The sequence below is a fragment of the Phreatobacter sp. AB_2022a genome (assembly GCF_026847585.1).
Lineage (GTDB): Bacteria > Pseudomonadota > Alphaproteobacteria > Rhizobiales > Phreatobacteraceae > Phreatobacter.
The window spans coordinates 16,007-40,943 of the sequence record NZ_JAPSET010000019.1; the positions used below are offsets into that span (position 1 = coordinate 16,007).

Consider the following 24,937-nt stretch of genomic DNA (forward strand, 5'->3'; position numbering starts at 1 on the left):
TCAGGCCTCGTTCGCGGACAGGCTGACCAGCGGCGCGTCCCGGTCGAAGGTCTGGCCCTCGCTCACATGGACCGCCTCGACCCGGCCGTCATGCCAGGCGCGGATCGTGGTCTCGAGCTTCATGCTTTCGATGACGACGAGCGGATCGCCCGAGGCGACGGCCTCGCCGGCCGCGACCACGACGCGCACCACCGTGCCCGGCATGGGTGCGCGCGCCATGTCGGCGCCGCCGCCCGCTTCGGCCTCGGCGAAACGCCGCGCCGGATCGAGATGGCGGATCGTGTGGCTGTGGCCGTCGAGATGGATGTGGACGAGCTCGCCCTCCACCGCCACCACGATCGGCTGGCTGAGACCGTCGACGGTCAGCACCCGCCGGGGCGCCGGCCCCTCGGACAACGCGACACGCGTCGTCCCGTCGGGTCCGTTCAGCCGGTAGGCCTCGCCGTCGCGGCCGAGCCAGAGCTCGATCTCGGAACCGGCAATGTCGAAGGCGTGGCGCATGGTCAGTTCCTCCAGCCGCCGATCGCCGCGTGCAGGCTCGGCACGGCATCGGCGCCGTCGCGCACGGCGCGCGTGAGCAGCGCCGCCGCCGCCAGCAGCTTCGTCTCCGTCGCCCGGTCGAGCGCGGGCTCGGCGGCGAGCGCGGGATTTTCGTCGAGCCAGCCGGTATGGACGGCGCCCTCGGCAAAGGCCGGATCGGCGATCAGCCGGCCGAGGAACGGTGTATTGGTCTCGCAGCCGAGCAGTACGAAATCGGCGAGCGCGCGCCTGGCCCGGGCGATCGCCTCGGCGCGGTCGGCACCGTGCACGATGAGTTTTGCCAGCATCGGATCGAAGGCGGTGGTCACCCGCTGGCCCTGCCCGATGCCGCTGTCCACCCGGACGCCTTCGCCCTGCGGCAGGTCGAGCGCCAGCACGCGGCCGGTCGTCGGCGTGAAGCCGCGCGCGGCGGATTCGGCATAGACGCGCAGCTCGATCGCGTGACCATTCGCCGGGATCTCGGCCTGGCCGAAGCCGAGCGGCTCGCCAGCGGCGACCTTCAGCTGCTGCTCGACGAGGTCGATGCCGGTGACCATTTCGGTCACCGGATGCTCGACCTGCAGGCGCGTGTTCATTTCCAGGAAATAGAACTCGCCCGCGCCATAGATGAATTCGACCGTTCCGGCATTGCGATAGCCCGCGGCGCGCGCGATGCCCGCCGCGGTCTCGCAGATGCGCGCGCGCAGGGCGGGCGTCAGGGCCGGCGACGGCGTCTCCTCGACGATCTTCTGGAAGCGCCGCTGCACCGAGCACTCGCGCTCGCCGAGATGCACGACATGGCCGGCCGCATCGCCCAGCACTTGCACCTCGATATGCCGGGGGCGCTCGACGAAGCGTTCGACATAGAGCCGGCCGTCGCCGAAATAGCGTTCGCCCTCGCTGCGCGCCTGGGCGATCTCCTGTTCGATGAGGGCCATGTCGCGGACGATGCGCATGCCCTTGCCGCCGCCGCCGGCCGACGGCTTGACCAGCAGCGGCGCACCGAGCGCGCGGGCGCGATCGACGAAGCTCTTCGGGTCGTCGTCCTCGATTGCCGAGGGCGCCACGGGGAAGCCGTGGCGGGCGACGAAGGCGCGGGCGCGCACCTTGTCGCCCATCAGGTCGATGGCCTCGGGCGTCGGCCCGACGAAGATCAGGCCGGCCGCGGCGACCGCCCGGGCAAAGGCGGCGTTTTCCGACAGGAAGCCGTAGCCGGGATGGATCGCCTGGGCGCCGGTCCGCGTCGCCGCCGCGATGATCTGCGCACCGTCGAGATAGGCCGCGACACCGGTGCGGCCCTCAAGGCGCACGACGGTGTCGGCCGCGGCCGCCGCGGGCGAATCGAGATCGGCGTCATGGCAGACGACAACCGTCCTCAGGCCGAGGCGCCTGGCGGTCCTGATGATCCGCAAGGCGATCTCGCCCCGGTTGGCGACCAGCAGGGTATCGAAGGAGAGGCGGCTCATCGGCTGGATCCCGTTTGTGGCCGTGCCACCAGGCCGTAGCGCAGGAGTTCGACGAGGTTGCGCGCGGTGGCGTCGACATCGAGCGGCCGGCCGTTCACCGCCGCCCAGGAGCGGTGCTCGATGGCGCCGAAGATGACGTCGCGCACCAGGCGGATATCGATGTCGCCGCGCACCTCGCCGTTGGCGACGCCATCCTCGACGATGCGCACGAGGATCGAGGTATAGCGCCGGTTCAGCTCGTGGACGGGCGAACCCTGATAGTCGCTTGCGGTCCGGACCTCCGAGATGAAGAGCCGGCAAAGGTCTGCATCGGCGACGAAGGCGAACAGATGGCGATGGATGAGGTCGTGCAGGCGCGTCTCGAACGGCGCGTCGCGGCCGGCGATGATCTCGAGGTCGACCATCGTCCGCTCGTAGAAGGCGCGCAGCACCTCGTTCAGGAGGTCGCGCTTGCCCTGGAAATAGCGATAGGCGAGTCCATCGGAAATGCCGGCGGCGCGGGCGATGTCGGCGATCGAGGTCGCCTCGAAACCCTTCTCGGCAAAGACCTGCTTGGCCGCGGCCAGGATCGAGTCGCGCCGATCCTGCATCCGTTTCGCGCTGATCACAGGCATGGGCGCGCCTGAGCCGCGGCGAGGCCGCGCCAGTCCCTGAGCATGATGTCCTCCCCGGAGCGCCACTCGTTTTCTGTCGGGCGCTTGCCAAGTTGACCATAGTGAATATTATTCATTGAAGCCTGTCAACACGCCGGAATGGCGAAAACGTCCTGGGGAGGACACCATGGAGACGCACGCGATCGACGGTCGCAACACCAGGGTCACGGCCTTCGATCTGACCTCCGAGCAGCACGAGGTGCTTGATCTCGCCTCGCGTTTCGCGCGCGACGAACTGCTGCCGCTGCAGCAGCGGATGGACGACGAGGAATGGTGGCCGCCGGAGGCGATGCCGGCGCTGGCCGGCATGGGCTTCCTTGGCGTCACCGTACCCGAGGAACTCGGCGGCAGCGGCTCGGACTTCTTCACCTCGGCGCTGATCACGCAAGGGCTGGCGCGCTACAATCCGGCGGTCGCGCTGTCCTATGTCGCGCACGAAAATCTCTGCCTCAACAACATCGCCCGCAATGCCGGCGCCGACCTCAGGCGGCGCATCGTGCCGGGGCTCTGCGACGGCTCGAAGATCGGCGCGCTCGGCCTGACCGAGCCGGGCGCCGGCTCCGACGCCCTGGGTTCGATGGCGACCACCGCGACACGCGACGGCGACGGCTATGTGCTGAACGGCCGCAAGCTGTTCATCACCAATGGGCCGGTGGCCGACGTCGTGCTGGTCTATGCCAAGACCGACAAGGCGCGCGGCGCCAAGGGCATTTCCGCCTTCGTGGTCGAGAAGGGCACGCCGGGTTTCGCGGTCGCGCAGAAGCTCGACAAGATGGGCTTCCGCGGCTCGACGACAGCCGAGCTCACCTTCGACGATTGCCGGATCCCGGCGGCCAATCTGGTCGGCACCGAGAACAACGGCGTGGCCGTGGTGATGAGCGGGCTCGACCTCGAACGCGCCATCGTCGCCATGATCAATGTCGGCATGGCCGAGCGCGCGCTGGAACTTGCCATCGACTATGCCAAGACGCGCCAGCAGTTCGGCCGGCGGATCGGCGATTTCCAGCTCGTCCAGGGCAAGCTCGCCGAGATGTATGTCACGGTCGAGGCGATGAAGTCGCTGTGCTACCGCACGCTCGCCGAGGCCAATGACCTGGCCGAGGGCGCGGGCGGACGCGGCGAGATCCACAAGGTCACCGCCGCCGCCATCATGTTCGCGGCGGAGGGCTGCTCCAAGGTGGTGGCCGACGCCGTGCAGATCTTCGGCGGCGCCGGCTACATGCGCGAGACCGAGGTCAACCGGCTCTACCGCGCCTCCAAGCTCCTGGAGATCGGCGCCGGCACCACGGAAGTGCGCAAGCTGATCATCGCGGGCGAGCTGCTGCGCTGAGCGGCCGCGCCCCGCTTCAGGGTTCGAAGCGGGGCGCCCGGCGCTCGAGGAAGGCGGCAATGCCCTCCCGGAAATCGGCGGTGCCGGCGCGCTCGACGAAGGATGCTTTTTCGGCCGCGAGCTGCGCGGCGAAGGTCGCCGTCACGGCATGATCGACGAGCCGCTTCACGGCGGCCGTCGCGCCATGGGCGCCAGCCGCGATGCGATGCGCCAGCGCCACGGCTTCGGCCTCGACCTCGCCCGGCGGCACGACGCGGTTGACGAGGCCGAAGGCCAGCGCGGTCTTGGCGTCCATGGGTTCGTTCAGCAGCATCACCTCCAGCGCGCGGCGAGGACCGAGCAGCCGCGTCAGCGACCAGGTCGTGCCGCCGTCCGGGCTGGTCGCGATCTTCGTATAGGCCGACAGGAAAGTCGCATCGTCGCTGGCGATGCCGAGATCGCAGGCGAGCGCCAGGCCGAGGCCGCCGCCCGCCACCGGGCCCTGCAGCGCGCCGATGACCGGCTGCGCCATGCCCCGTATGGCCAGCATGGTCGCATGAAAAAGATCGATCAGTCGGGCGGCCGCCTGCGGCGCTGCGCCCGGATCGGCATGGAATACGGTCAGGTCGCCGCCGGCCATGAACGACCGGCCGGCGCCGGCGAGCACCACGGCCCGCACCGTCGCATCCGCCGACAGGCGCTCGAAGGCGGCGAGCAGCGCTTCGCCCATGGCGACGTCGAGCACGTTGAGCTGCTTCGGCCGATTGAGCCTGACGATGGCGACGGCGCCGTCGCGGCTGACGATGACGGGCGCCTCGGCCGCGCTCTCCGTTGCTCCGGTGATGGGATCGGTCATGTTTCCTCGCAGCTCCGCCCTTGAACCCGGCATGATTTCAGCTACAGTCTCTCAAAAATGAATATCATTCAATGGGAGAAAACGATGACCGAGGTCCGTGTCGAGACACGGGGGCAGGCGCTGTGGCTCACCATCGACCGTGAGGACAGGCGCAACGCCCTCGACGATGCCGTGCTGCGCGAACTGACCACGGCCGTGCGCGGCGTCGGCGATCGGCCCGGCATCCGCGCGGTGGTGATCACCGGCGCCGGCGCCAAGGTCTTCTGTGCCGGCGGCAACCTGAAGCAGGACGCCGAAGGCGACCCGTTCCGGGTCGACCCGAACCGGCTCGACAATCCGGTCGCCGATCTCCTGCGCGCCATCGAGGACTGTCCGGTCGCCACCATCGCGCGGGTCAACGGCCATGCGCTCGGCGGCGGTTTCGGCCTCGTCTGCGCCTGCGACTTCGCGGTCGCCGCCGACCATGCCCGGCTCGGCACGCCCGAGATCACGCTCGGCCTGTTCCCGCTGATGATCCTGCCCTCGATCCTGCGCGTCCTGTCGCGGCGCGACGCCACCCGGCTCGCCGTCACCGGCAAGCCGGTCTCGGCCGCCGAGGCCGAGGCGATCGGCGCCGTCACGCGCGCGGTTCCCGCGGCCGACCTCGACGCGGCGGTCGACGCGCTGGTCGCCGACATTGCCGGCGGCGCTCCCACCGCCATGCGGTTCGGCCGCCGCGCGCTCAACACCATTGCCGAGATGCCCTATCTCGCCGGCCTCGAATATGCCCAGCGCGTGCTGCCGCTGCTCGCCCGGACCGACGACGCGGTCGAGGGCTTCAAGGCCTTCAACGAACGCCGCAAGCCGAGCTGGGTGACGCCATGACCGAACCGGCAAGAACCGTCCGCATCGGCTGCGCCTCGGGCTTCTGGGGCGACACGCCGGCCGGTGCCCGCCAGCTCGTCGAACGCGGCGCGATCGACTATCTCGTCTTCGATTACCTCGCCGAGATCACGCTTGCCCTGCTCGCCCGCATCCGGGCGAAGAAACCGGAGCTCGGCTTCGTGCCCGACTTCGTCGAGACCGTCGCCGGCCTGCTGCCCGAGATCGCCTCGCGCGGCATCAAGGTGGTCTCCAACGGCGGCGGCATGAACCCGCAGGCCGCCGGCGCCGAACTGAGCCGCCGCGCCGCCGCGCTCGGCCTCAACCTGAAGATCGCGGTGGTCACCGGCGACGATCTGCTGCCGCGCATCGAGATGCTGCGCGACCGCGGCATCCGCGAAATGTTCACCGGCGCGCCGATGCCCGAGCGGTTCGCCAGCGCCAACGCCTATCTCGGCGCCGGCCCGATCGCCGTTGCGCTCGGCCTCGGCGCCGACATCGTGGTGACCGGGCGCTGCGTCGATTCGGCCGTCACGCTCGGCGCGCTGATGCACGAATTCGGCTGGGCCGCGACCGACCACGACCGCCTCGCCGGCGGCAGCCTGGCCGGCCACCTGCTGGAATGCGGCGCCCAGGCGACCGGCGGCCTCGCCACCGACTGGGCCGAGGTGCCCGGCTGGGACGATATGGGCTTCCCGATCGCCGAATGCCGCGCCGACGGCACCTTCGTCGTCACCAAGCCGCCGGCGACCGGCGGCCTCATCACCCCGCTCACCGTCGCCGAGCAGATGCTCTACGAGATCGGCGACCCGGCCGCCTATCTGCTGCCCGACGTCGCCTGCGACTTCCGCGGCGTGACGATGGTCCAGGACGGTCCCGACCGCGTCGCGGTGGCCGGTGCGCGCGGCCGTCCGCCGACCGGCACGCTGAAAGTGAGCGCGACCTATCCCGACGGCTTCCGCACCATGGGCACGGTGACCATCGCCGGCCGCGATGCCGCACCGAAAGCCCGGCGCACGGGCGAGGCGATCATTGCGCGGGCGCGCCGGCTCGCCGCCCAGGCCGGCCTCGGCGATTTCTCGGAAACCTCGATCGAGGTGCTGGGCAGCGAAGCCACCTATGGCGCCGAGGCCCGGCCCGAGGCGGCCGCCGCCCGCGAGGTCGTGCTCAAGATCGGCGCGCGCCATCCGAACGAAGCGGCGCTCGCCATTCTCGCCCGCGAGATCGCACCCGCCGCCACCGCCATGGCGCAGGGCCTGACCGGGTTCTTCGCCGGGCGGCCGGGCGTCCAGCCGGTGCTGCGCGGCTTCTCCTTCCTGCTGCCGGCCGGCGAGGTCGCGGCAAGGGTCGCCATCGACGGCCAGAGCGTCGATCTGCCGGCCGCTGAGCCGGCAGGATCCGCACAGCCGCAGGCGCCGTTCCCGGAGCTGCCCGCCGAAGCGCTGCCAGCAGACGCGGCGACGGCCGTGCCGCTCGTCGCACTCGCGGTCGGACGCAGCGGCGACAAGGGCAATTCCGCCAATGTCGGCGTCATCGCGCGCAAGGCCGAATACCTGCCGTTCATCCGCGCCGCGCTGACACCCGAGCGCATTGCCGCCTATTTCCGCCAGACCGGCGTCACCCGGGTCGAGCGCTTCGACCTGCCGGGCACCCATGCACTCAACTTCGTGCTGCACGACTGCCTCGGCGGCGGCGGCGTCGCTTCGCTGCGGATCGACCCGCAGGGCAAGGCCTTCGCCCAGATGCTGATGGATATCGCCATTCCCGTGCCGGCCGGGCTGGCCGCATCCCTGACCGACAGGAGCCGCGCATGACCGACCGTCCCGCCGATCCGGCCGACGATCTCGTCACCGGTCCGCTCACCTATCGCGACGACCTGCTCGACGGCCAGGTCGTGCTGGTTTCCGGCGCCGGCAGCGGCATCGGCAAGGCGATCGCCATCCAGTGCGCCCGGCTCGGCGCGCGGGTCGCCATCTGCGGCCGCAAGGTCGAAAAGCTCGAGGCGACCGCCGCGCTGATCCGCGGCTTCGGCGGTGATGTGCTGGTGCGCCCGGTGTCGATCCGCGATCCCGACGAGGTCGGCCGCCTTCATGCCGAGGTCTGGCAGCATTTCGGCCGGCTCGACCATCTCGTCAACAATGCCGGCGGCCAGTTCCCGCAGGCGGCCATCGACTATTCGGTGAAGGGCTGGAACGCGGTCATCGACACCAACCTGACCGGCACCTGGCACATGATGCAGGCCGCCGCCCGCGCCTGGCGCGACCGCGGCATCGAGGGCTCGATCGTCAACATCGTCACGGTGATCTGGCGTGGCATGCCCGGCGTCGCCCATACCTGCGCGGCCCGTGCCGGCGTCATCTATCTCTCCAAGACGGTGGCGATCGAATGGGCGCCGCTCGGCATCCGCGTCAACTGCGTCGCGCCCGGGGCGATCGGCACCGAGGGCATGGACGTCTATTCCGACGAAGCCCGGCGCGACCTGCCCCGTTCGAACCTGATGCAGCGGTTCGGCAAGGCCCGCGACGTCGCCGACGCGGTCACCTATCTCGTCGGCCCGAGCGGCGCCTTCGTCACCGGCGAGGTGATGGTGGTGGATGGCGGCAACCAGGTCTGGGGCGACCAGTGGACCATTCCCCGTCCCGCCTATTTCGGCGGCACCGGCGCGTAGCGCCGTACCGGTCGGGCGCTGCGCAGACGGCGGCGTCCTTCGAGACCCGAGCGCGGCGAGCCTCGAAGCGCGACGGCTCCTGCTGCGGAGCATAGCCGGCGCAGCGGCTATGCTCTCGCTTCACCGCAGCGGCGGCGCGTAGAGGATGCCGCCGAGGTTCCAGAGCTGGTTCAGCCCGCGCGGGATGCCGAGGCGCGACTGGACGCCGACATTGCGTTCATAGATCTCGGCATAGTTGCCGACCGCCTTGACCGCCTGGACCGCCCAGGTCGGATCGAGCCCGAGCCGCGCGCCGAAGCCGCCGTCGGCGCCGACGAAGCGGCGCACGTCGGGCTTGGCCGAGTTCATCGCATCCGCGACGGTCTGCGAGGAGATGCCGAGCTCCTCGGCATTGACGAGGGCGAAGCCTACCCATTTGACGATGTTGAACCAGGCGACGTCGTCCTGGCGCACGGCCGGCCCGAGCGGCTCCTTGGAGATGACGTCGGGCAGGATCACCGCATCGGCCGGCCGCGGCAGGCTGAGGCGATCGGCATAGAGCGCCGACATGTCCCGGGTCATCACGTCGCAGGTGCCGGTTTCGAAGGCCTTGAGCGCTTCGGCGGCGGTCGGGTACGGCCGCGCCTCCAGCTTCATGCCGTTGGCCTGGAAGAAGTCGCGCAGATTGGCTTCGGTGGTCGTGCCCGGCTGCACGCAGACGGTCGCGCCGTCGAGTTCGAGGGCCGAGGTGACCGCCGGCCGCCGGGCCACCATGAAGCCCTGGCCGTCATGATAGGTGATGCCGGCGAACAGCACGCCCTGGGCGCCGGTCTCACGCTCGAGCGCCCAGGTCGAATTGCGCGAGAGCACGTCGATACGCCTCTGCACCAGCGCCTCGAAACGCTCGTTGGCGGCGAGCGGCACGAATTCGACCTTGGCCGGATCGTTGAAGATCGCCGCCGCCAGCGCCCGGCAGAAGTCGACGTCGAAGCCCGCCCACTGGCCCTTGTCGTCGTGCGCCGAGAAGCCTGCGAGGCCCTGGCTGACGCCGCAGACGAGCTTGCCGCGATCGCGCACGGTCTTCAGGGTCTGTGCCGAAGCCGCGGCCGCGCCGGCGAGGACCAGCGTCGCCGCGAGAGCGAGCCGCTGGATGGTGGCGAAGACGGCGACGCACGGGCGGGCCGGCGGGGCAACCGAGGACATGGGATCTCTGCTCCGGGTCGAGAGGGGGACCCGCGGCGTCAGAGCGCCGCGGCGTGCCGGACGACGACCTTGGTGCCGACGGGCACACGGTCATAGAGGTCGGTGACGTCGCTATTGACCAGCCGGAAGCAGCCCGATGACACGGACTGGCCGATCGTCTGCGGCTGGTTGGTGCCGTGGATGCGGTAGATGGTGGCGCCGAGATAGAGCCCCCGCGCGCCCATCGGATTGCCCGGGCCGCCGGCCATGAAGCGCGGCAGATAGGGCTGGCGCGTGATCATCTCCGGCGGCGGCCGCCAGTCCGGCCATTCGGCCTTGCGCGAGATCCGCTGGACGCCCGACCACTGGAAGCCCTCGCGGCCGACGCCGATGCCGTAGCGCAGGGCCCGGTTGTTGCCCTGGACGAGATAGAGGAAGCGCTCGGAGGTGTGGATGATGACGGTTCCCGGCGGCTCGTTGGTGCGGAAATAGACCATCTGGCGCGCGAAGGGGCCTTCGAGCCGTTCGGCTTCCGGCGTCGGCACCCGCCCTGGTTCGTCGCCGATATCCATCGTCTCGCGCGCGGCCGACGCCGGTGCGCCCTGGGCGAGCGCCGTGCCTGCGCCGAGGGTCGCCAGGCCGCAGCCGGCCAGCGCCAGGCCGAAAGCCATGGCCCGCCAGGACGGGCGCGCCGGACACTCCATGCGAAAAGCCGATGTCATGCTGTCCACCTCGTTCGTCATGGGAAAAGGCGAGAAGGCGCCGTCAGCCCGGGCAGCGCACATAGACCATGGTGCCGTAGCGCTCGGCGATCTCCGGATTGATGAAGCGCAGCACCACGAGCGACGAGCTGAAGGAGACGACTTCGCGGTCGTTGCGGTCGCCGACCGGCACGTCGAAGCCGAGATAGGTCTTGCCGTCGGGACTGCCCTTCAGCTTCAGCTCGTAGGGCGTCGCGTCGTCGGCAATATGCATCATCACGCCGTCGGTCGGGCCCTTGGTGATCACATAGGGCTGGCGGCACTGGGTGCGCGCCTGCGCCTCGGTGCGCGCCCGGTCCTGGTCGCGCCGATAGGAGGCGACGCCCCAGCGCCCGACCAGGCCTTCGGTCGGATAGGCGCCCGGCAGGCTCGCGCGCTGCTGCGCGCCCGGCTCGGGCGTGCTCGCGCAACCGGAGACGAGCAGCGCGATAGCAAGGGCGGCGAAGGTAACGGCGGCAGGCTTGGTCAGGGAGCGGAAGGACTGCAACAGGGGCGTCGACGATATCGGGCTAGGGGACGGCGGCATGAATGCATCCTCGGCGAGCCATTACCGGGGGAGAGACTAGGAGGTTCCGTCCGGTCTGTCACCCGCCCGATCGAAACTTGGAATCCGCTCCGTTCAACATGGACTGCCGAAGCCTTCTTCTATCGCGGGGGACGCGACATCGTTCGCCGGCTCCGGCGGCACCGGGAAAGTTAACTCTCTCCCTTGCCTTTGGTTCCACTGCCCGGCGACGGCTGGCCCGACATCTGCCCGAACAGCCCCTTGAACAGTTCCGGCATCCAGTCGGTGCTGCCCGGGATGCCCGACAGCCACATGCGCGCCAGGCCTTCGGGCGAAAATCGCTGCGCCTCGGCCATCATGCGTTTCTCGACCTCGGCGAGAAAGGCCTGCTGCATGGGCTGGACGTCGGGCAGGCCGAGAAAGGCGCGGGCCTCCACCGGCGTGCAGTCGATATTGATGGTGATCTTCATGGGCGATCCTCCGCCTGCATCCCCTCTGATGCGCCGCTCCCGCCGGTTCCGCGCCGGCGAGGAAGGAGCATCGGATTGCAGCATAGATGGATCGTCGCGTGAAGCGGACGCTGCCTTCGTCAGTCGCCACGCGGCGCCATGTTCTTCAGCCCGGCAGTCTCGCCGCCGTCGACGGTCAGGATGGTGCCGTTGACGAAGGAGGATTGCGGCGACAGAAGCCAGGCGACCGCTTCGGCAATGTCGTCCGGCGTGCCGAGCCGGTTCGCCGGGATGCGGCTCGCAAGCTGGGCGCGCCGTCCGGGGATGGCCAGCGTCGCCGCCATCATGCGCGTCTCGACCTGGCCCGGGCAGATGGCATTGACGCGCACGCTCGCGCCGATCTCCAGCGCAAGCGCCTGGGTCAGGCCGAGCAGCGCCGCCTTGGACGCGCTGTAGAGCGCCAATCCCTCTTCGCCGACCTTGCCCGCGACCGACGACATCATCACCACGGCGCCGCCCGCCGCCGCGAGGCCCGCGAGCGCGTGCCGGGTGAACAGGAAGGCCGAACGGACATTGACCGCCATCAGCCTGTCCCAGTCGGCGACGGTCGCCCGTGCGAAATCCTGGCGGGCGGTCATGCCGGCATTGTTGACCAGTCCCGCAATCCGACCGCCGCCGAGCCGCATTGCTGCTGCCACCGCCTCGAGGCAGTGCGTTTCATCGCTCGCATCACCGGCCACGAAGACCGCGCCCGGCGCCGTCGCCGCGAGCGCGGCGGCGGCGGTCTCGTCCCGGCCGGTGAACACCACCCGGGCGCCGGCCGCCGCAAGCCGGCGCACCGTGGCCGCGCCGATGCCGTGGGTGCCACCGGTGACCAGCACGACGTCATGATCACGTGTCATGGGTCAGTCCGCATAGATGACCGGGGTGGCGAGCCAGCCCTCGTCATGGCGCTGCCAGTAGAGGTCGTGCAGCCGGCGCGCGATGGGACCGGGCCGGCCGTCGCCGAGCTGCCGGCCGTCGAGCCGCGTGACCGGCATCACCCCGCCCGCCGTGCTGGTCAGGAAGATCTCGTCGGCTTCCGCGAGTTCGGCCACGCTGACCGGCCGGACCTCGACCGGGATCTGCAGCTCGGCGGCGAGCTCGATCATCGTGCGCCGGGTCATGCCCTCGAACACCCCGCGGTCGGGCGTCGCCAGCCGGCCGTTCCTGACCGCGAACAGGTTGAAGCCGGCGCCCTCGGTGACGTTGCCGTCCCGGTCCGGCAGGACCGCCACCACCGCGTCGCGGTCATAGGCCTCGAAAATGCCCATGGTCAGGTCGAGCCAGTGGAAGTTCTTGATCCGCGGATCGACCGCCTCGGGCGGAATGCGCTGCTGCGAGGCGACGATCATGCTGAGGCCGTCGCGCCGCTGCTCGTCATTGGCGATCCAGACGAAGGGCTGCGCGAAGACGTAGAGCCGGTTCTGGCAGAGCCGCGGATCGCGGGTGCCGCGTGGCGGCACGCCGCGCGTGCAGGTCATCTGGACATAGGCGTCCCTGAGGCCGCTGCGGCTGACGCATTGATGCAGGATCTCGATCAGCTCGGCGCGCGAGCAGGGCAGCGTCATGCGCAGGCCCGCCATCGACGCGTAGAAGCGGTCGACATAGTCGTCGAGCCGGAAGAAGCGCCCCTTCCAGACATGGACCACGTCATAGGTTGCGTCCGACCTGACGAAGCCGCGATCGATGATCGGGATCCGGGCTTCGCCGAGCGGCACATACTGGCCGTCGACATAGGCGATGCCCTCGGACGGAGGGGCTGCGGGCAGAACGGCATCGGGCAGAGCGGCATGGGTCATGGCGGCCTCGCGGTCGTTGCATTCAGATCAGGCGAAATGATCGGGCAGGATATGGCCGAGCAGCGGCATGAGCTGCCCGTTCAGCATGGGCCTGCCATCGATATGGCGGGCGCTCCGCGCGGCGGCGGCATGGGCGAGCGCGGTCGGCATCGGCGCGATGAGCGCCTCGGCGACCCAGGATCCCGGCCCGATCAGCGCCGCGTCGAACGGCAGACCGTCCCCGGGCGACAGTCCGAGCGAGGTCGCGTTGACGACCAGATCGGCGCCGGGCCTGCCCGTGGCGCTGGCCGAGACGGCGAGCCGCGGGCAGGCCGCGGCGATCCGGCCGGCGAGATCCTTCGCCCTGGCCGGGCTGCGGTTGACGATGTCGATGCTCCCGGCCCTCGCCGCGGCCAGCGCAAAGGCGATCGACGCCGCCGCGCCGCCGGCTCCCGCCAGCAGGACGCGGGCGCCGGCCGGATCGAAACCTTCGGCCCTCAGGCCTGTGACGAAGCCTTCGCCGTCGAAGGTTTCGCCGACGAGCCGCCCGTCAGGCTCGCGCCTGACGGCATTGACCGTGCCGGCGAGCCGGGCGCGCGGCCCGAGCTCGTCGCAGAGGCGGGCGGCGTCGAGCTTGTGCGGGATGGAGACGACGAAACCTGCGAGATTGCCGAGCCGGGCAAGGCCCCGCCAGGCCTCGGCGAGGCCTTCGGCGGCGGCATGCAGCCCGACCGTCACCGCATCGAGCCCACGTTCGGCGAAGAGGGCATTGAAGGCCTGGGGCGTCCGGACCTGGGCGATCGGATCGGCGAGAAGGCCGACGAGACGGGTGGTGCCGGAGATCTGCATGGGCATGGGCTCGGTTCGGGGGAGCGGCACGGCGTCAAAGCTTCGGATGGAGATGCGCCCAGGGCCGGGCCTTCTCGATCTCCGCGGCAAGGCGGAACAGCACATGCTCGCCGCCGAGACCGGCGGTGATCTGGATGCCGATCGGCAGCCCCTCGCCGGTCGCCGCGAACGGCACGCTCGCCGCCGGCAGGCCGGCGACATTCGCCGGCGCGGTGAAGGCGAACGAGGCGATCACGCGGTCGAATGCCGCCTCGCCGCCGACCCGCGCCGCGTCGTAGTAGCCGAGCGGCGGTGGCGGGAAGGCGAGCGTCGGGGTCAACAGGACGTCGTATTCGTCGAGGAAGCGGCCAAGGCCGCGCGTGAGCGTCTGGAAGCAGACGAGATCGCCGATATAGTCGACGGCGAGCCGTCGCCGGCCGAGCTCGACGAGATACTGGTTGAGCGGCTCGAGCTCGCGCGCGAGATCGTCGACGGCAAGGCCGCGCGCTTCGGCGGCGGCGGTGATGCCGCGCGTCACGGTCAATGGCCAGAACCGGCGCAGCGCCCGATGGAAGGCTTCGCCGTCGACGGCCGGACGGGTCCAGGTCACGGCGTGGCCGAGCCCGCCGAGCAGATCCGCGGCCTCGGCGACGGCGGCGCGGCAGCGCGGGTCGACCTCGGTGGCGAACAGCGCCTCGTCCATCACCGCGATCCGCAGCGGCCGGTCGCGCTGCGCGAGCGCGGCGAGGAAGCTGCCCTGCGCCGCCGGCGCGCGATAGGGATCGCCCGGCATGGAGCCGGCGGTCGCATCGAGCATGGCTGCGCTGTCGCGCACCGACCGGGTGACGACATGTTCGCTGGTGATGCCGCCGATCGACTCGCCGACATCCGGGCCGAGCGTGATCCGGCCGCGCGAGGGCTTCAGTCCGAACAGGCCGCAGGAGGAGGCGGGGATCCGGGTCGAACCGGCGCCGTCATTGGCATGGGCCAGGGCGACGAAGCCGGCGGCAACCGCCGCCGCCGCGCCGCCGCTGGAGCCGCCGGCGGAATGGCCGACATGCCAGGGATTGCGGGTCGGACCGTAGAGCATCGGCTCGGTCGTGCCGATCGTCACCATTTCCGGCACGTTGGTCTTGCCCGCGATCACCAGGCCGGCCGAGCGGTAGCGGCGGGTCAGCTCGCTGTCGTGATCGACGACATTGCCGACGAACAGCTTGCTGCCATTGGTGGTCGGCGTGCCCGCCACATGGCAGTAGAAATCCTTGACGAGGAACGGCACGCCCCGGAACGGCCCCTCCGGCAGTCCGGCCGCGATCGCTGCCCGCGCCTCGTCATAGAGAGGCATGATCACCGCGTTGATCGCCGGGTTCAGCGCCTCGATCCGGGCGATGACAGCGTCGAGCAGCTCGGCCGGAGAGATCGCGCCGGATGCGACCAGCGCGGCCTGGCCGAGCCCGTCCAGGCGAAGAAGTTCGTCGGTCATCGATCCGCCCCCGTCGCGGTCAGTCGACTCGGGCGGCGATGCCGTCCACTTCGAGCCGCCAGCTTTCCTGGCCGAGCCCGGCGACGAGCATGAGCGACATGGCCGGCGGCGGTGTCGGCAGGATCCGGTTGCGGACCTCCCGGATGGCCGGCAGATCCTCGCGCGAGACGACGAACAGGTTGAGCTTGACGAGATCGCCGAGGGTCATCCCGGCGGCGGCGAGAACCCGCTCGATATTGGCGAAGACGAGCTCGGTCTGCGCCGCCGCGCTGTCGGGCACATGGCCGCCGGCATCGCAGCCGACCTGGCCGGCGATCGACAGGACACGGGCGCCCGGCGGGATCTCGACGGCATGGCTGTATTTGCCGAAGGGCGGGGCGATATCGGGAGCGATCAGGTGTTTCATGACGGGTTTCCTTGGATGTTCGCCGTGCGGCGGCGGCCCGGCGCTCAGCGCCTGCCTTTGTTCGAAATGAAATGGGCCCCGGTGAAGCCGTCGAGGAAGGCTCCGAGCGACTGCCCGATGGTCGCGACATTGTAGCCGCCCTCCTGGATCAGGGCGGTCGGCAGGCCAAGGCGGCCGAGCGCACCCCCGATCCGGGCGAAGCCCTCGTGGCTGAGGTCGAGGCCGAGGCTCGGATCCTCCCGATGGGCATCGAGCCCCAGCGAGACCACCAGGGCGTCGGGCGCATAGGCCGCGATCCGGTCGCAGGCCGTGCCAAGGGCGGCGAGATAGGCCTCGTCGCCGGTGCCGGCGGGAAGCGGCAGGTTCAGGGTGTAGCCAAGGCCCGCGCCGGCGCCGCGCTCGTGTCCGTAGCCGACGAAATAGGGATGGTAGTCGGTGGGATCCCGGTGCAGCGAGACGAACAGGACGTCGGCGCGATCATAGAAGATGCCCTGCGTGCCGTTGCCGTGGTGGACGTCGATGTCGATGAGCGCGACGCGGCCGAGGCGCCGCAGCAGGTACTGGGCCGCGATGGCGGCATTGTTCAGATAGGTCGCGCCGCCCCCCATGTCGCCATAGGCGTGATGGCCGGACGGACGGCAGAGCGCATAGACCGCCGCTTCGCCGGCGAGCAGACGCGCCGCCGCATCCGCCGCCAGATTGGCCGCGGCGACGGCGGCCTCGAAGGTTCCGGGACCGATCGGCGCGAGCTGATCGTGCATGTGGTAGCCGGCGCGCCCGACAATGGAGGTCGGGTAGCCGCCGACCATGCCGCGCACCGGGAAGATATTGGCGAAGACGCGCTCCGAGGCCCCTTCGAGCTTGCTCCACTCGGCATGGGCGACCGCCAGGAAGTCGAGATATTCCGGCGAATGCACCGCTGCGATCGGCGCCATGCCGTGGTCCTTCGCCTCGGCCGGCGTCAGGCCTGCGGCGAGCGCCGCCTTGCGCAGCACCGCGACGCGCTCGGGCAGGTCGCGGCCGGGGCGGTAGACGCCGAGGCGCATGACATCGCCGGGCACATGCAATGCGTGTTTTTCGGAGTGGAGGATATGCATCGCCGTTTCCCGCCTCTGATCGTTTCTGCTCACACCAGCACGGACAAGGGAGCCTCGATGAGGCTCCTGAACGTTTTCAGCCAGTCGGCCGCGGCCGCAGGATTGATCCTGCCGCCATCGACCGACAGGGTCAGGCCGATCGTCTCGCTCTCGACCACCGCGCCGCCGGCAAGACGCGGGCGCCGCTCGGCCGCGCCGAAACTGCACAGGACTGACCGCGCCGGCGGAAGCGCCATCGCTGCATGCCTGATGCCCTCGCGACCCGGATTGGCGAGCGCGAGCAGCCCCCCGGCTTGGTCGGCAGCAGCCAGTGTGCCGCTGCGGGCGCGTTCGGCGAGCGCGCGGGTCTCTCGGTGGATGATCGACAGCGGTTTGCGATCCGCGGCCCGCAGCACCGGCATGGCTTCGCCCGCGGCACCGGTGAGAACCAGGGCGAGGTCGACCGCGTCGGCTTCGCCGGCAAAGGCTGGCACGCGCCGCGTCGCGACCGCCGCGACACGGATGAGGAAATCGGCGAGCGACAGCCGTGCCGCCGCGGGGCGGGCGGCATTCAGCTCGGCGCGCAGGGCCTGCAGGGCATCGATCTCGCAATCGATCTGGAAATGCGAAAGCCCCAGCGTCGCGGCCAGCGGCGCGGGCGCCGGTCCAGCCTCCGCCGCGCCTGGCGGCCGCGGCGACGGGATAGCCCGTCCGGCCAGGGCGCCGCGGATGTCCCGTTCGACGATCCGGCCGCGCGGGCCGCTGCCGCGGAGGCAAGCGAGATCGAGGCCATTGTCGCGGGCGAGCCTGCGGGCGAGCGGCGTCGCAAAGACGCGCCCTCCTCCGGCCTCTCCTGTCCGTTGAGCAGCCGATGCCTGCGTCATCGCGTCAGACCCGCTCGCCGATCAGGCCGGCGAGCGCCTCGGCGACCTCGGCGACACCCGCGAAGGCGGCACGTTCGAGCACCTTGGAAATGCTCGGCGAAGCCTCGCCCCCGGTGACCCGTTCGATCGGATGATCGAGCCAGTCGAAGAAGCGCCGCTGGATCTCGTCGGCGAGCCAGGCGCCGTAGGACGTGCCGCGAACTCCCTGCTCGACGATGACCACCCGGTTGGTCTTGGTGATGGAGCGGCCGATCGTGTCCCAGTCGAGCCCGGCCCGGTCGAGCGTGCGCAAGTCGATCACCTCGACATCGGCCCCCATCGCCTCGACCGCCGCGAGGGTCTGCGGGACCATGGCGAGATAGGTCAGGACGGTGGCGCGGCTGCCGCTCCGGCGGACCGCCGCCTTGCCAAACGGGATGATGAAGTCGAGATCGTCGACCGGCGCGGGCCCGGACGATGCGTAGAGATCGACGTGCTCGATGACGAGGACCGGGTCGCTGCAGGCGAGCGCGGCGTTCATCAGGCCGACATAGTCGAACGGCGTGGAGGGCGCGACGATGCGCCAGCCGGGCGCCGTGGCGAAGATGCCGGCCGGATCCATCGAATGCTGCGACCCGTAGCCCGTCCCCATTGCCACCTTGGTGCGCAGCACCAGCGGGACCTGAAGGTCGCCGCCGAACATGTGGCGCGCCTTGCCGATCTGGTTGAACACCTGGTCGGCTGCCACCCACATGAAATCCGGATACATGAACTCGATGATCGGCCGGTAGCGGCCATCCATGGCGATGCCACCGCCGAGCCCGCAGAAGGCGTTCTCGCTGATCGGCGTGCCGAGGATCCGGTCGGGAAACCGCTCCTTCAGGCCGCGCGTCGCGCCATTGGTGCCGCCCTTGAGCCGGTGGATGTCCTCGCCGAGGACGACGATGCCGGGATCGGTTTCCATGCGCCGCCCGATGACGTCGGCAATGACGTCGACGAACTTGCGCTCCTCGATGCGGCCGGCGTGGCTTTCGGGCGCGCTCTCGCGCCGGCCGGCCAGTTCGGAGAGGTCGCCGCGGACGCCGACGTCGCGGAAATCCGCCGATGGCCAGAGATTGTCGGGGATGCGCCGGCGGTTGCCGCCGGCCGGCTCGGTCAGTTCGCCTGCAAGCTCCGCCATCAGGGCGCGGCTGCGATCGCGCAGATCCGCCACGACGCCGTCGTCGATCAGCGACAGCGCCACCATTTCCCGAGCGACCCGGTCCAGCGGATCGCGCTGGCGCCAGTCCGCTTCTTCCTGCTTGGAGCGATAGCCGAATGCACTGCCCGGCAGACCGCCATTCTGATGGAAGTAGCGGTAGACCTCGGCCTCGACGATGACCGGCCCGGCGCCCGAGCGCATATGCTGGACTGCCGCGGTCATGGCGAGATGGGTCGCCAGCGGATTCATGCCGTCGACCCGCCAGGCGGGAATGCCGAAGGCCTGGCCGCGCGACGACAGGCGCGGCTCGGCGGTGGCTTCATCCACTGTCGTGGCGACGGCATAGCCGTTGTTTTCGATGAAGAAGCAGAGCGGCAGCCTCCAGGTCGCCGCAAGGTTCATCGTCTCGAGCACCGAGCCGATATTGACCGCGCCGTCCCCGAAATAGGTGACCGCGACGACATCGGTACCGGCCTGCTTGTGCGCCCAGGCCGCACCCGCCGCGAGCGGCACGCCGCCGCCGACGATGGCATTGGTGCCGAGCACGCCAGCCTCCGCCCAGCGCAGATGCATGGAGCCGCCCCGCCCGCGGCAGAAGCCCTGGGCCAGGCCCATGATTTCGGCGAGCGCCCGCTTCATGAGGTCGCGCACCGGCCCGCGGAAGCTGCCGCGTGGATCGAGCCCGTCCGGCGCCACCGTCAGAAGCGATTTGGCCAGGAACTGGTGGTGGCCGCGGTGCGAGCCGTTGATCTGGTCGTCGGTGCGGAGCGCCAGGATGGATCCGACCGCTCCGCCCTCCTGGCCGATCGAGGAATGGGCCGGGCCGTGGACCAGTCCCTCGCCGGCGAGCTGCAGCACCACCTCCTCGAAGGCGCGGACGAGATGGAGCTGGGTCAGCATCGTGTCGAGCAGTCCCCGGTCCGCCTTCGACCAATCGGCTTTCGAAGCCTCGAAGCCGAGCCAGGGCGCCTGGCTGCGCATGGGGGTGGATCTCGCCATCGGCATGCCCTCGTGCATCGGCGCGCGGCGAATGTCGCGCGGCCCGTCGTCAGCGCCAGGGATAGTCGCCGTCCTGCCTCCGTGTCAAGAGAATGGATCCAATGAATGGATTCTAGTTTCCATTTGCCCGATCATTTGGCTTTATTGGATCCATTTTTGATTGGAGGACTCACCACGATGACCACGACGCGTTCCGCCGGCCCTGCGGAAGGACCAGCCCCAGGCCCCGGCCTGCCCGGCCTCAGGGGCACCGAACATATCGGCTTCACCGTGCCGGACCTCGACCAGGCGATCGACTTCTTCGTGCGGGTCATCGGTTGCGAGCCCTTCTACGAGCTGGGCCCGTTCCAGGCGGCGGACGACTGGATGGCCGCGCATCTCGGCGTTCATCCGCGCACCACCATGAAGCGGCTGAAGTTCCTGCGCTGCCGGACCGGGCCGAATTTCGAGATCTTCGAATATGCCGCGCCGGATCAGAACGTCACACAGCCGCGCAATTCGGATGTCGGAGGCCATCACCTCGGCTTCTATGTCGACGACATCGCAGCCGCGGTCGCGTATCTGAAAGCCCATGGCGTACGCGTCCTGGGCGAGCCGACGGTACGCACCAGCGGGCCGAGCGCCGGCCAGACCTGGGTCTATTTCCTGACCCCCTGGGGCATGCAGCTCGAGCTTCTGAGCTTTCCCGGCGGCAAGGCCTACGAACGGGACACGTCCCGGCGACTGTGGCATCCTGCAGCCCCGAACCTCTAGCCTCGCGGGCATCGCCCGGATCGAAGTGCCATGGCCGATTTCCATCTTCCGACGGCAGAATTCGAGCAGCCGGATCCCTCCGCCAGCTCGCCCGTCGCCAGCGAGCGCGTCACCGCCGCGATCCGTTCCGCGATCCTCGGCGGCCGCTTCACGCCGGGTTCGCGGATCCGGCAGGAGGAGCTGGCCGACGAGTTCGGCACCAGCCGCCTGCCGGTGCGCGAAGCGCTGAAGCGGCTGGAGAGCGAAGGCCTGATCATCCTGGTGCCCAACAGCGGCGCCTGGGTCGCCAAGCTCGACCTTGCCGAATGCATCGAGGTCTACAAGATGCGCGAGCGGCTGGAGCCCCTGGCGCTCGGGGAGGGCGCCGGCAGCCTGCCGGCCGCCATTCTCGAACGGATGGAGCAGCTCGCCACCGAGATGGAGCAGATCGAGGACATCGAGGATTTCATTCGCCTCGACCGCGAATTCCACCTGATGAGCTACGGCCCGTCGAACATGCCGAAGCTCAACCGGATGATCGAGCGCTTCTGGAATTCGACACAGCACTATCGGCGGGCCTTTGCCACCGTCATGGGCGTGGAGGGCCTCAGGCTGGTGCATTACGAGCACCGCCTGCTGATCGAGGCGCTGAAGCGGCACGATGCCGAAGAGGCCGAGCGCATCCTCTATGGCCATATCCGGCGCACGCGCCTCGAGCTCGAGCGCCACCAGGATATTTTCGAGGCGAAGCCGCGCGGCCGGAAGGCCGGGCGCTAGCCGCGCGATCGCGCCATCCTCAGGATGCCATGGTGGCGCCCTGCGGCAGCGCCTGCGGTCCCCGCGGCGGCTGCCAGGACCGGCCGGGAACGGCGGCGATCAGCCGGCGCGTATAGGGATGGACCGGCGCATCGAAGATCTGCGCCGCCGGACCGCATTCCACGATGCTGCCGCGGTGCATGACCGCGATCCGGTCGCAAATCTGGGCTGCCACCCTGAGGTCGTGGGTGATGAAGATCATGGCGAGCCCCAGCTTCGCCTTCAGCTCCTGAAGGAGATCGAGGACCTGCGCCTGGACCGAGACGTCGAGCGCGGAGACGCTCTCGTCCGCGACCAGCAGATCCGGCTCCAGCGCGAGCGCCCGCGCAATCCCGATCCGCTGGCGCTGGCCGCCGGAGAACTCGTGCGGATAGCGATCGATGGCCGACGGTTCGAGCCCGACCAGCGCGAGCAGGTCCCGCGCCTTGGCCATCGCATCATCCCGGCCGCTGCCGTTGGCGACCGGCCCGTCGCTGAGGATGCGCCCGACCGTCTGGCGCGGATTGAGCGAGGCGAAGGGATCCTGGAAGATCATCTGCATGTGCCGGCGCAGCGGCCTGAACGCCGCCTGAGACAGCGGTACGACATCGCGCCCGCGGAACAGGATCTCGCCGCCGTCGACGCTGAGCAGCTTGAGCAGGCAGCGGCCGAGCGTCGATTTGCCCGAGCCGGATTCGCCGACGAGGCCGAGCGTCTCGCCCGCCGCCAGGGTCAGGTCGATCCCGTCCACCGCGCTGACCACGCGCGGCCTGGAGAACAGGCCGCCGCCGCTGCGATAGGTCTTCATGAGATTGCGGACCTCCAGCAGGGGTTGCCGACCGGCCCCGGCCGGCGCGGCATTCGCCCTGCCATGCGGCACCGCGGCCACCAGCCGGCGGGTGTAGGGATGCGCCGGATGGTTCAGCACCGCGGCGGCGGCACCCTGTTCGACGGCGCAGCCGCGCTCCATCACCACCACGCGGTCGGCAATGTCGGCGACGACCCCGAAATCGTGGGTGATGAACATCACCCCCATGCCCTTGGCGCGCTGGATCCTGCGGATCAGCTCCAGGATCTGGGCCTGCGTGGTGACGTCGAGCGCCGTCGTCGGCTCGTCGGCGATGAGGAGGGCCGGCTCCAGCGCCAGGGCCATGGCGATCATCACGCGCTGGCGCTGGCCGCCGGAGAGGCGGAACGGATAGGCCCGGACGAGCTCGGCAGGATCGGGCAGGCCGACATAGGCGATGAGCTCGGCGACGCGCGCCGCGTTGCGCACGGCATCGCGCTCGCCATGCACCTCCATCACCTCCGCGATCTGGTCGCCGACGCGCATCAGCGGGTTGAGTGCCGACAGCGGCTCCTGGAAGATCATCGCCACCGTGCGGCCGCGCTGGGTCTCGCGCTCCGGCTCGGGCATGGCGAGGAGATCGCGCCCTTGCAGGATGAGCCGCCCGGACGACGGCCTGAGATAGGCCGGCAGCAGGCCCATAACGGCGTTGGCGGTCATCGATTTGCCCGAGCCGGATTCGCCGACCACGCAGACGATCTCGCCGGCCTTCACCTCGTAGCTCAGCCGCTCGACGGCATGTGCCCGGTCCATGCCCGGAGGCAGCGGAATGGTCAGGTTCTCGACGCTGAGCAGCGGCGCGCCGGCCATGTCGGAAGGGGCTCGGTTCATGTCAGCCTCGCCGGTCCCTGAGCTGCGGGTTCATCGCATCGTTCAACCCCTCGCCGATGAGATTGATGGCGAGCACGGTCGCGAGGATCGTGAGGCCGGGGAAGACGCTCATCCACCAGGCCTCGCGCAGCATGGTCCGCGCCGCGCCGATCATGAACCCCCAGCTCATCATGTTGCGGTCGCCGAGCCCGAGGAAGGACAGCGCGCTTTCGGTCAGGATGGCGGTGGCGACCATCAGCGAGGCCATGACGACGATCGGCGAAACCGCATTGGGCAGGATCTGCGAGATCATGATGCGCGGGCCGCTCTGGCCGATCACGACCGCCGCCTGGACGAATTCGCGCGACCTGAGGCTGAGGAACTCGCCCCGCACCAGGCGCGCCACCGGCGGCCAGGAGACGACCGCGATCGCCAGGGTGATCGAGGCGATCGACGGGCTGAAGATGGCGACCAGCACGATCGCCATGGCGAAGGCCGGGATGGTCTGGAAGAATTCGGTGAAGCGCATCAGCATATCGTCGACATGTCCGCCGTAGTAGCCGGCCAGTGCGCCGATGGAGATGCCCGCCAGCACCGAGACCAGGGTCGAGACCACGCCGACCAGCAGCGAGACGCGCGCGCCATAGGCGAGGCCGGCGGCGATGTCGCGGCCGAGCAGATCCGTGCCGAGCGGAAACGACCAGTCCCGGAACGGCGGCAGCAGCGGCTCGCCCGCGCTTTGCCAGGGGCTGGCCGGAAAGATGAGCGGCGCGGCGATCGCCACCAGCGCCGTGACGAGAATGATGCCGAGCCCGATGGCCGCGCCGGGATTGGCGATGTAGCGACGCAGGAAGGTCATGGAGGTTGTCTCAACCGGCGAGTTCGATGCGCGGATCGACGAGGCCGTAGCAAAGATCCGACAGGAGATTGACGAGGACCACGACCGCCGCCGTGACCAGGAAGACGCCCAGGATGACCGGATAGTCCCGCTGCATCAGCGCGTCGAACATCAGCCGGCCGATGCCCGGCCAGGCGAACACCGTTTCCGTCAGCACGGCGCCGCCGACGAGCTGGCCGGCCTGGACGCTCGCCAGGGTAAAGACCGGCAGCAGCGCATTGCGCAGGACATGGCGCCGGACGATGAGAGCTTGCGGCACGCCCTTGGCACGTGCCGTCTTGACGAAGTCGAGGCCGAGCACCTCCAGCATCGAGGCGCGCATCAGCCGGGCATAGACCGCGGTGAAGAACAGGCCGAGCGTGACGGTCGGCAGGACGAGATGCCAGGCGATGTCGAACATGCGGGCAAGCCCCCGGGCGTCGCCGCCGAGGCTCTCCATGCCGAATGGCGGGAACCATTCGAGGTGCACGGAAAAGACCAGCACGGCCATGAGCGCGATCCAGAACAGCGGCGTCGCGTAGAAGACGAGCGCGCCCGCCATGACCATGCTGTCGACCGCCCCGCCGCGGCGGCGCGCGGCGGCGACGCCGAGCGCCGTGCCGAGCGCGAGCGAGAACAGGAAGGCGCAGCCGGTCAGCAGCAGCGTCGCCGGCAGCCGCTCGGCGATGAGCGTGAGCACGGGCACCTGATTGCGATAGGAAAAGCCGAGATCGCCGGCGGCGACGCCTTTCAGATAGAGCCACAATTGCCACCAGGCGGGCTGGTCGAGGCCGAAGCGGATCTTGAGCTCGGCGAGGAAGGCCTCGTCGCCGGCTCCGGCCTCGCCCGCGAAGACCGCGGCGGGGTCGCCGGGCGCGAGGTGGATGAGCGTGAAGTTCAGCACGACCACACCGATCAGCACGGCCAGGGCCTTGGCCAGCCGGCGCGCGGCGAAATCCAGATGTCTCAATGTCGTTCTCCGCGCTGGATCC

The 24,937-nt window shown here is 69.9% G+C and carries 25 protein-coding genes; 6 read left to right on the plus strand and 19 right to left on the minus strand.

What is annotated here, in order from left to right; all coding sequences use genetic code 11:
• From OZ671_RS15280 to OZ671_RS15290, 3 genes are read right to left on the minus strand one after another with little or no spacing between them, the layout of a single operon-like run.
• On the minus strand, positions 1 to 501 hold the full coding sequence (locus OZ671_RS15280) for an acetyl-CoA carboxylase biotin carboxyl carrier protein subunit (RefSeq protein ID WP_268861545.1): 501 nt from the start codon (positions 499 to 501) through the stop codon (positions 1 to 3).
• A gap of 2 nt (positions 502 to 503) precedes the next feature.
• The gene (locus tag OZ671_RS15285; RefSeq protein ID WP_268861546.1) at positions 504 to 1,985 is read right to left on the minus strand and encodes an acetyl-CoA carboxylase biotin carboxylase subunit; all 1,482 of its coding nucleotides are present in this window, start codon (positions 1,983 to 1,985) and stop codon (positions 504 to 506) included.
• Positions 1,982 to 2,599 (minus strand): TetR/AcrR family transcriptional regulator, encoded by a 618-nt coding sequence (locus OZ671_RS15290; RefSeq protein ID WP_268861547.1) that lies wholly within the window; start codon positions 2,597 to 2,599, stop codon positions 1,982 to 1,984. Before OZ671_RS15290 ends, OZ671_RS15285 begins: the two co-directional genes overlap by 4 nt.
• Before the next feature lie 166 nt (positions 2,600 to 2,765).
• Here OZ671_RS15290 and OZ671_RS15295 point away from each other — a divergent pair, with 166 nt between their 5' ends.
• Positions 2,766 to 3,968 carry an acyl-CoA dehydrogenase family protein gene (locus OZ671_RS15295; protein ID WP_268861548.1) on the plus strand — a complete coding sequence of 401 codons (1,203 nt, stop codon included), beginning with the start codon at positions 2,766 to 2,768 and terminating at the stop codon, positions 3,966 to 3,968.
• Between the two features lie 16 nt (positions 3,969 to 3,984).
• On the opposite strand, the gene OZ671_RS15300 is transcribed toward OZ671_RS15295, so the two are convergent.
• On the minus strand, positions 3,985 to 4,803 hold the full coding sequence (locus tag OZ671_RS15300; protein ID WP_268861549.1) for an enoyl-CoA hydratase/isomerase family protein: 819 nt from the start codon (positions 4,801 to 4,803) through the stop codon (positions 3,985 to 3,987).
• An 84-nt stretch (positions 4,804 to 4,887) separates the two neighbouring features.
• Here OZ671_RS15300 and OZ671_RS15305 point away from each other — a divergent pair, with 84 nt between their 5' ends.
• Genes OZ671_RS15305 through OZ671_RS15315 form a run of 3 tightly spaced genes read left to right on the plus strand, consistent with a single transcriptional unit; the run spans position 4,888 to position 8,332 of the window.
• The gene (locus OZ671_RS15305; RefSeq protein WP_268861550.1) at positions 4,888 to 5,667 is read left to right on the plus strand and encodes an enoyl-CoA hydratase-related protein; all 780 of its coding nucleotides are present in this window, start codon (positions 4,888 to 4,890) and stop codon (positions 5,665 to 5,667) included.
• The gene (locus OZ671_RS15310; protein WP_268861551.1) at positions 5,664 to 7,478 is read left to right on the plus strand and encodes an acyclic terpene utilization AtuA family protein; all 1,815 of its coding nucleotides are present in this window, start codon (positions 5,664 to 5,666) and stop codon (positions 7,476 to 7,478) included. Before OZ671_RS15305 ends, OZ671_RS15310 begins: the two co-directional genes overlap by 4 nt.
• A complete protein-coding gene (locus OZ671_RS15315) occupies positions 7,475 to 8,332 on the plus strand; it encodes an SDR family oxidoreductase (RefSeq protein ID WP_268861552.1) in 858 nt (285 codons plus the stop codon). Before OZ671_RS15310 ends, OZ671_RS15315 begins: the two co-directional genes overlap by 4 nt.
• A 120-nt stretch (positions 8,333 to 8,452) precedes the next feature.
• On the opposite strand, the gene OZ671_RS15320 is transcribed toward OZ671_RS15315, so the two are convergent.
• The 12 genes from OZ671_RS15320 to OZ671_RS15375 all read right to left on the minus strand — a co-directional run bounded on the left by OZ671_RS15320 (position 8,453) and on the right by OZ671_RS15375 (position 19,884).
• Positions 8,453 to 9,463 (minus strand): amino acid ABC transporter substrate-binding protein, encoded by a 1,011-nt coding sequence (locus OZ671_RS15320; RefSeq protein ID WP_268861628.1) that lies wholly within the window; start codon positions 9,461 to 9,463, stop codon positions 8,453 to 8,455.
• 89 nt (positions 9,464 to 9,552) lie between these two features.
• A complete protein-coding gene (locus OZ671_RS15325) occupies positions 9,553 to 10,164 on the minus strand; it encodes a L,D-transpeptidase (protein ID WP_442957088.1) in 612 nt (203 codons plus the stop codon).
• A gap of 94 nt (positions 10,165 to 10,258) precedes the next feature.
• The gene (locus OZ671_RS15330; RefSeq protein WP_268861554.1) at positions 10,259 to 10,780 is read right to left on the minus strand and encodes a hypothetical protein; all 522 of its coding nucleotides are present in this window, start codon (positions 10,778 to 10,780) and stop codon (positions 10,259 to 10,261) included.
• A gap of 170 nt (positions 10,781 to 10,950) precedes the next feature.
• The gene (locus OZ671_RS15335) at positions 10,951 to 11,313 is read right to left on the minus strand and encodes a DUF6489 family protein (protein WP_268861555.1); all 363 of its coding nucleotides are present in this window, start codon (positions 11,311 to 11,313) and stop codon (positions 10,951 to 10,953) included.
• 35 nt (positions 11,314 to 11,348) lie between these two features.
• Complete coding sequence (locus OZ671_RS15340; protein ID WP_268861556.1) at positions 11,349 to 12,110, minus strand: SDR family NAD(P)-dependent oxidoreductase; 762 nt, start codon at positions 12,108 to 12,110, stop codon at positions 11,349 to 11,351.
• A gap of 3 nt (positions 12,111 to 12,113) precedes the next feature.
• Positions 12,114 to 13,049: an aminotransferase class IV gene (locus OZ671_RS15345; protein ID WP_268861557.1), complete on the minus strand. Its 936-nt coding sequence runs from the start codon at positions 13,047 to 13,049 to the stop codon at positions 12,114 to 12,116.
• 27 nt (positions 13,050 to 13,076) lie between these two features.
• Positions 13,077 to 13,883, minus strand: a complete 807-nt coding sequence (locus tag OZ671_RS15350) for a shikimate dehydrogenase family protein (RefSeq protein ID WP_268861558.1) — start codon at positions 13,881 to 13,883, stop codon at positions 13,077 to 13,079.
• A gap of 28 nt (positions 13,884 to 13,911) precedes the next feature.
• A complete protein-coding gene (locus OZ671_RS15355) occupies positions 13,912 to 15,339 on the minus strand; it encodes an amidase (RefSeq protein ID WP_268861559.1) in 1,428 nt (475 codons plus the stop codon).
• 19 nt (positions 15,340 to 15,358) lie between these two features.
• Complete coding sequence (locus tag OZ671_RS15360) at positions 15,359 to 15,745, minus strand: RidA family protein (protein WP_038303677.1); 387 nt, start codon at positions 15,743 to 15,745, stop codon at positions 15,359 to 15,361.
• Between the two features lie 44 nt (positions 15,746 to 15,789).
• Entirely contained in the window at positions 15,790 to 16,842 is a 1,053-nt protein-coding gene (locus tag OZ671_RS15365; protein ID WP_268861560.1) for a histone deacetylase family protein, read from the minus strand.
• Positions 16,843 to 16,871: 29 nt separating this feature from the next.
• Entirely contained in the window at positions 16,872 to 17,705 is an 834-nt protein-coding gene (locus OZ671_RS15370) for a 2-oxo acid dehydrogenase subunit E2 (protein ID WP_268861561.1), read from the minus strand.
• 4 nt (positions 17,706 to 17,709) lie between these two features.
• The gene (locus tag OZ671_RS15375; protein WP_268861562.1) at positions 17,710 to 19,884 is read right to left on the minus strand and encodes an alpha-ketoacid dehydrogenase subunit alpha/beta; all 2,175 of its coding nucleotides are present in this window, start codon (positions 19,882 to 19,884) and stop codon (positions 17,710 to 17,712) included.
• A gap of 177 nt (positions 19,885 to 20,061) precedes the next feature.
• On the opposite strand from OZ671_RS15375, the gene OZ671_RS15380 reads away from it, so the two are divergent.
• A complete protein-coding gene (locus OZ671_RS15380) occupies positions 20,062 to 20,637 on the plus strand; it encodes a VOC family protein (RefSeq protein ID WP_268861563.1) in 576 nt (191 codons plus the stop codon).
• A gap of 30 nt (positions 20,638 to 20,667) precedes the next feature.
• On the plus strand, positions 20,668 to 21,393 hold the full coding sequence (locus OZ671_RS15385; protein ID WP_268861564.1) for a GntR family transcriptional regulator: 726 nt from the start codon (positions 20,668 to 20,670) through the stop codon (positions 21,391 to 21,393).
• A 19-nt stretch (positions 21,394 to 21,412) separates the two neighbouring features.
• On the opposite strand, the gene OZ671_RS15390 is transcribed toward OZ671_RS15385, so the two are convergent.
• From OZ671_RS15390 to OZ671_RS15400, 3 genes are read right to left on the minus strand one after another with little or no spacing between them, the layout of a single operon-like run.
• Positions 21,413 to 23,089 carry an ABC transporter ATP-binding protein gene (locus tag OZ671_RS15390; protein WP_268861565.1) on the minus strand — a complete coding sequence of 559 codons (1,677 nt, stop codon included), beginning with the start codon at positions 23,087 to 23,089 and terminating at the stop codon, positions 21,413 to 21,415.
• A 1-nt stretch (position 23,090) separates the two neighbouring features.
• A complete protein-coding gene (locus tag OZ671_RS15395) occupies positions 23,091 to 23,927 on the minus strand; it encodes an ABC transporter permease (protein ID WP_268861566.1) in 837 nt (278 codons plus the stop codon).
• 10 nt (positions 23,928 to 23,937) lie between these two features.
• Positions 23,938 to 24,915 (minus strand): ABC transporter permease, encoded by a 978-nt coding sequence (locus tag OZ671_RS15400; protein ID WP_268861567.1) that lies wholly within the window; start codon positions 24,913 to 24,915, stop codon positions 23,938 to 23,940.
• Between the last annotated feature and the right edge of the window lie 22 nt (positions 24,916 to 24,937).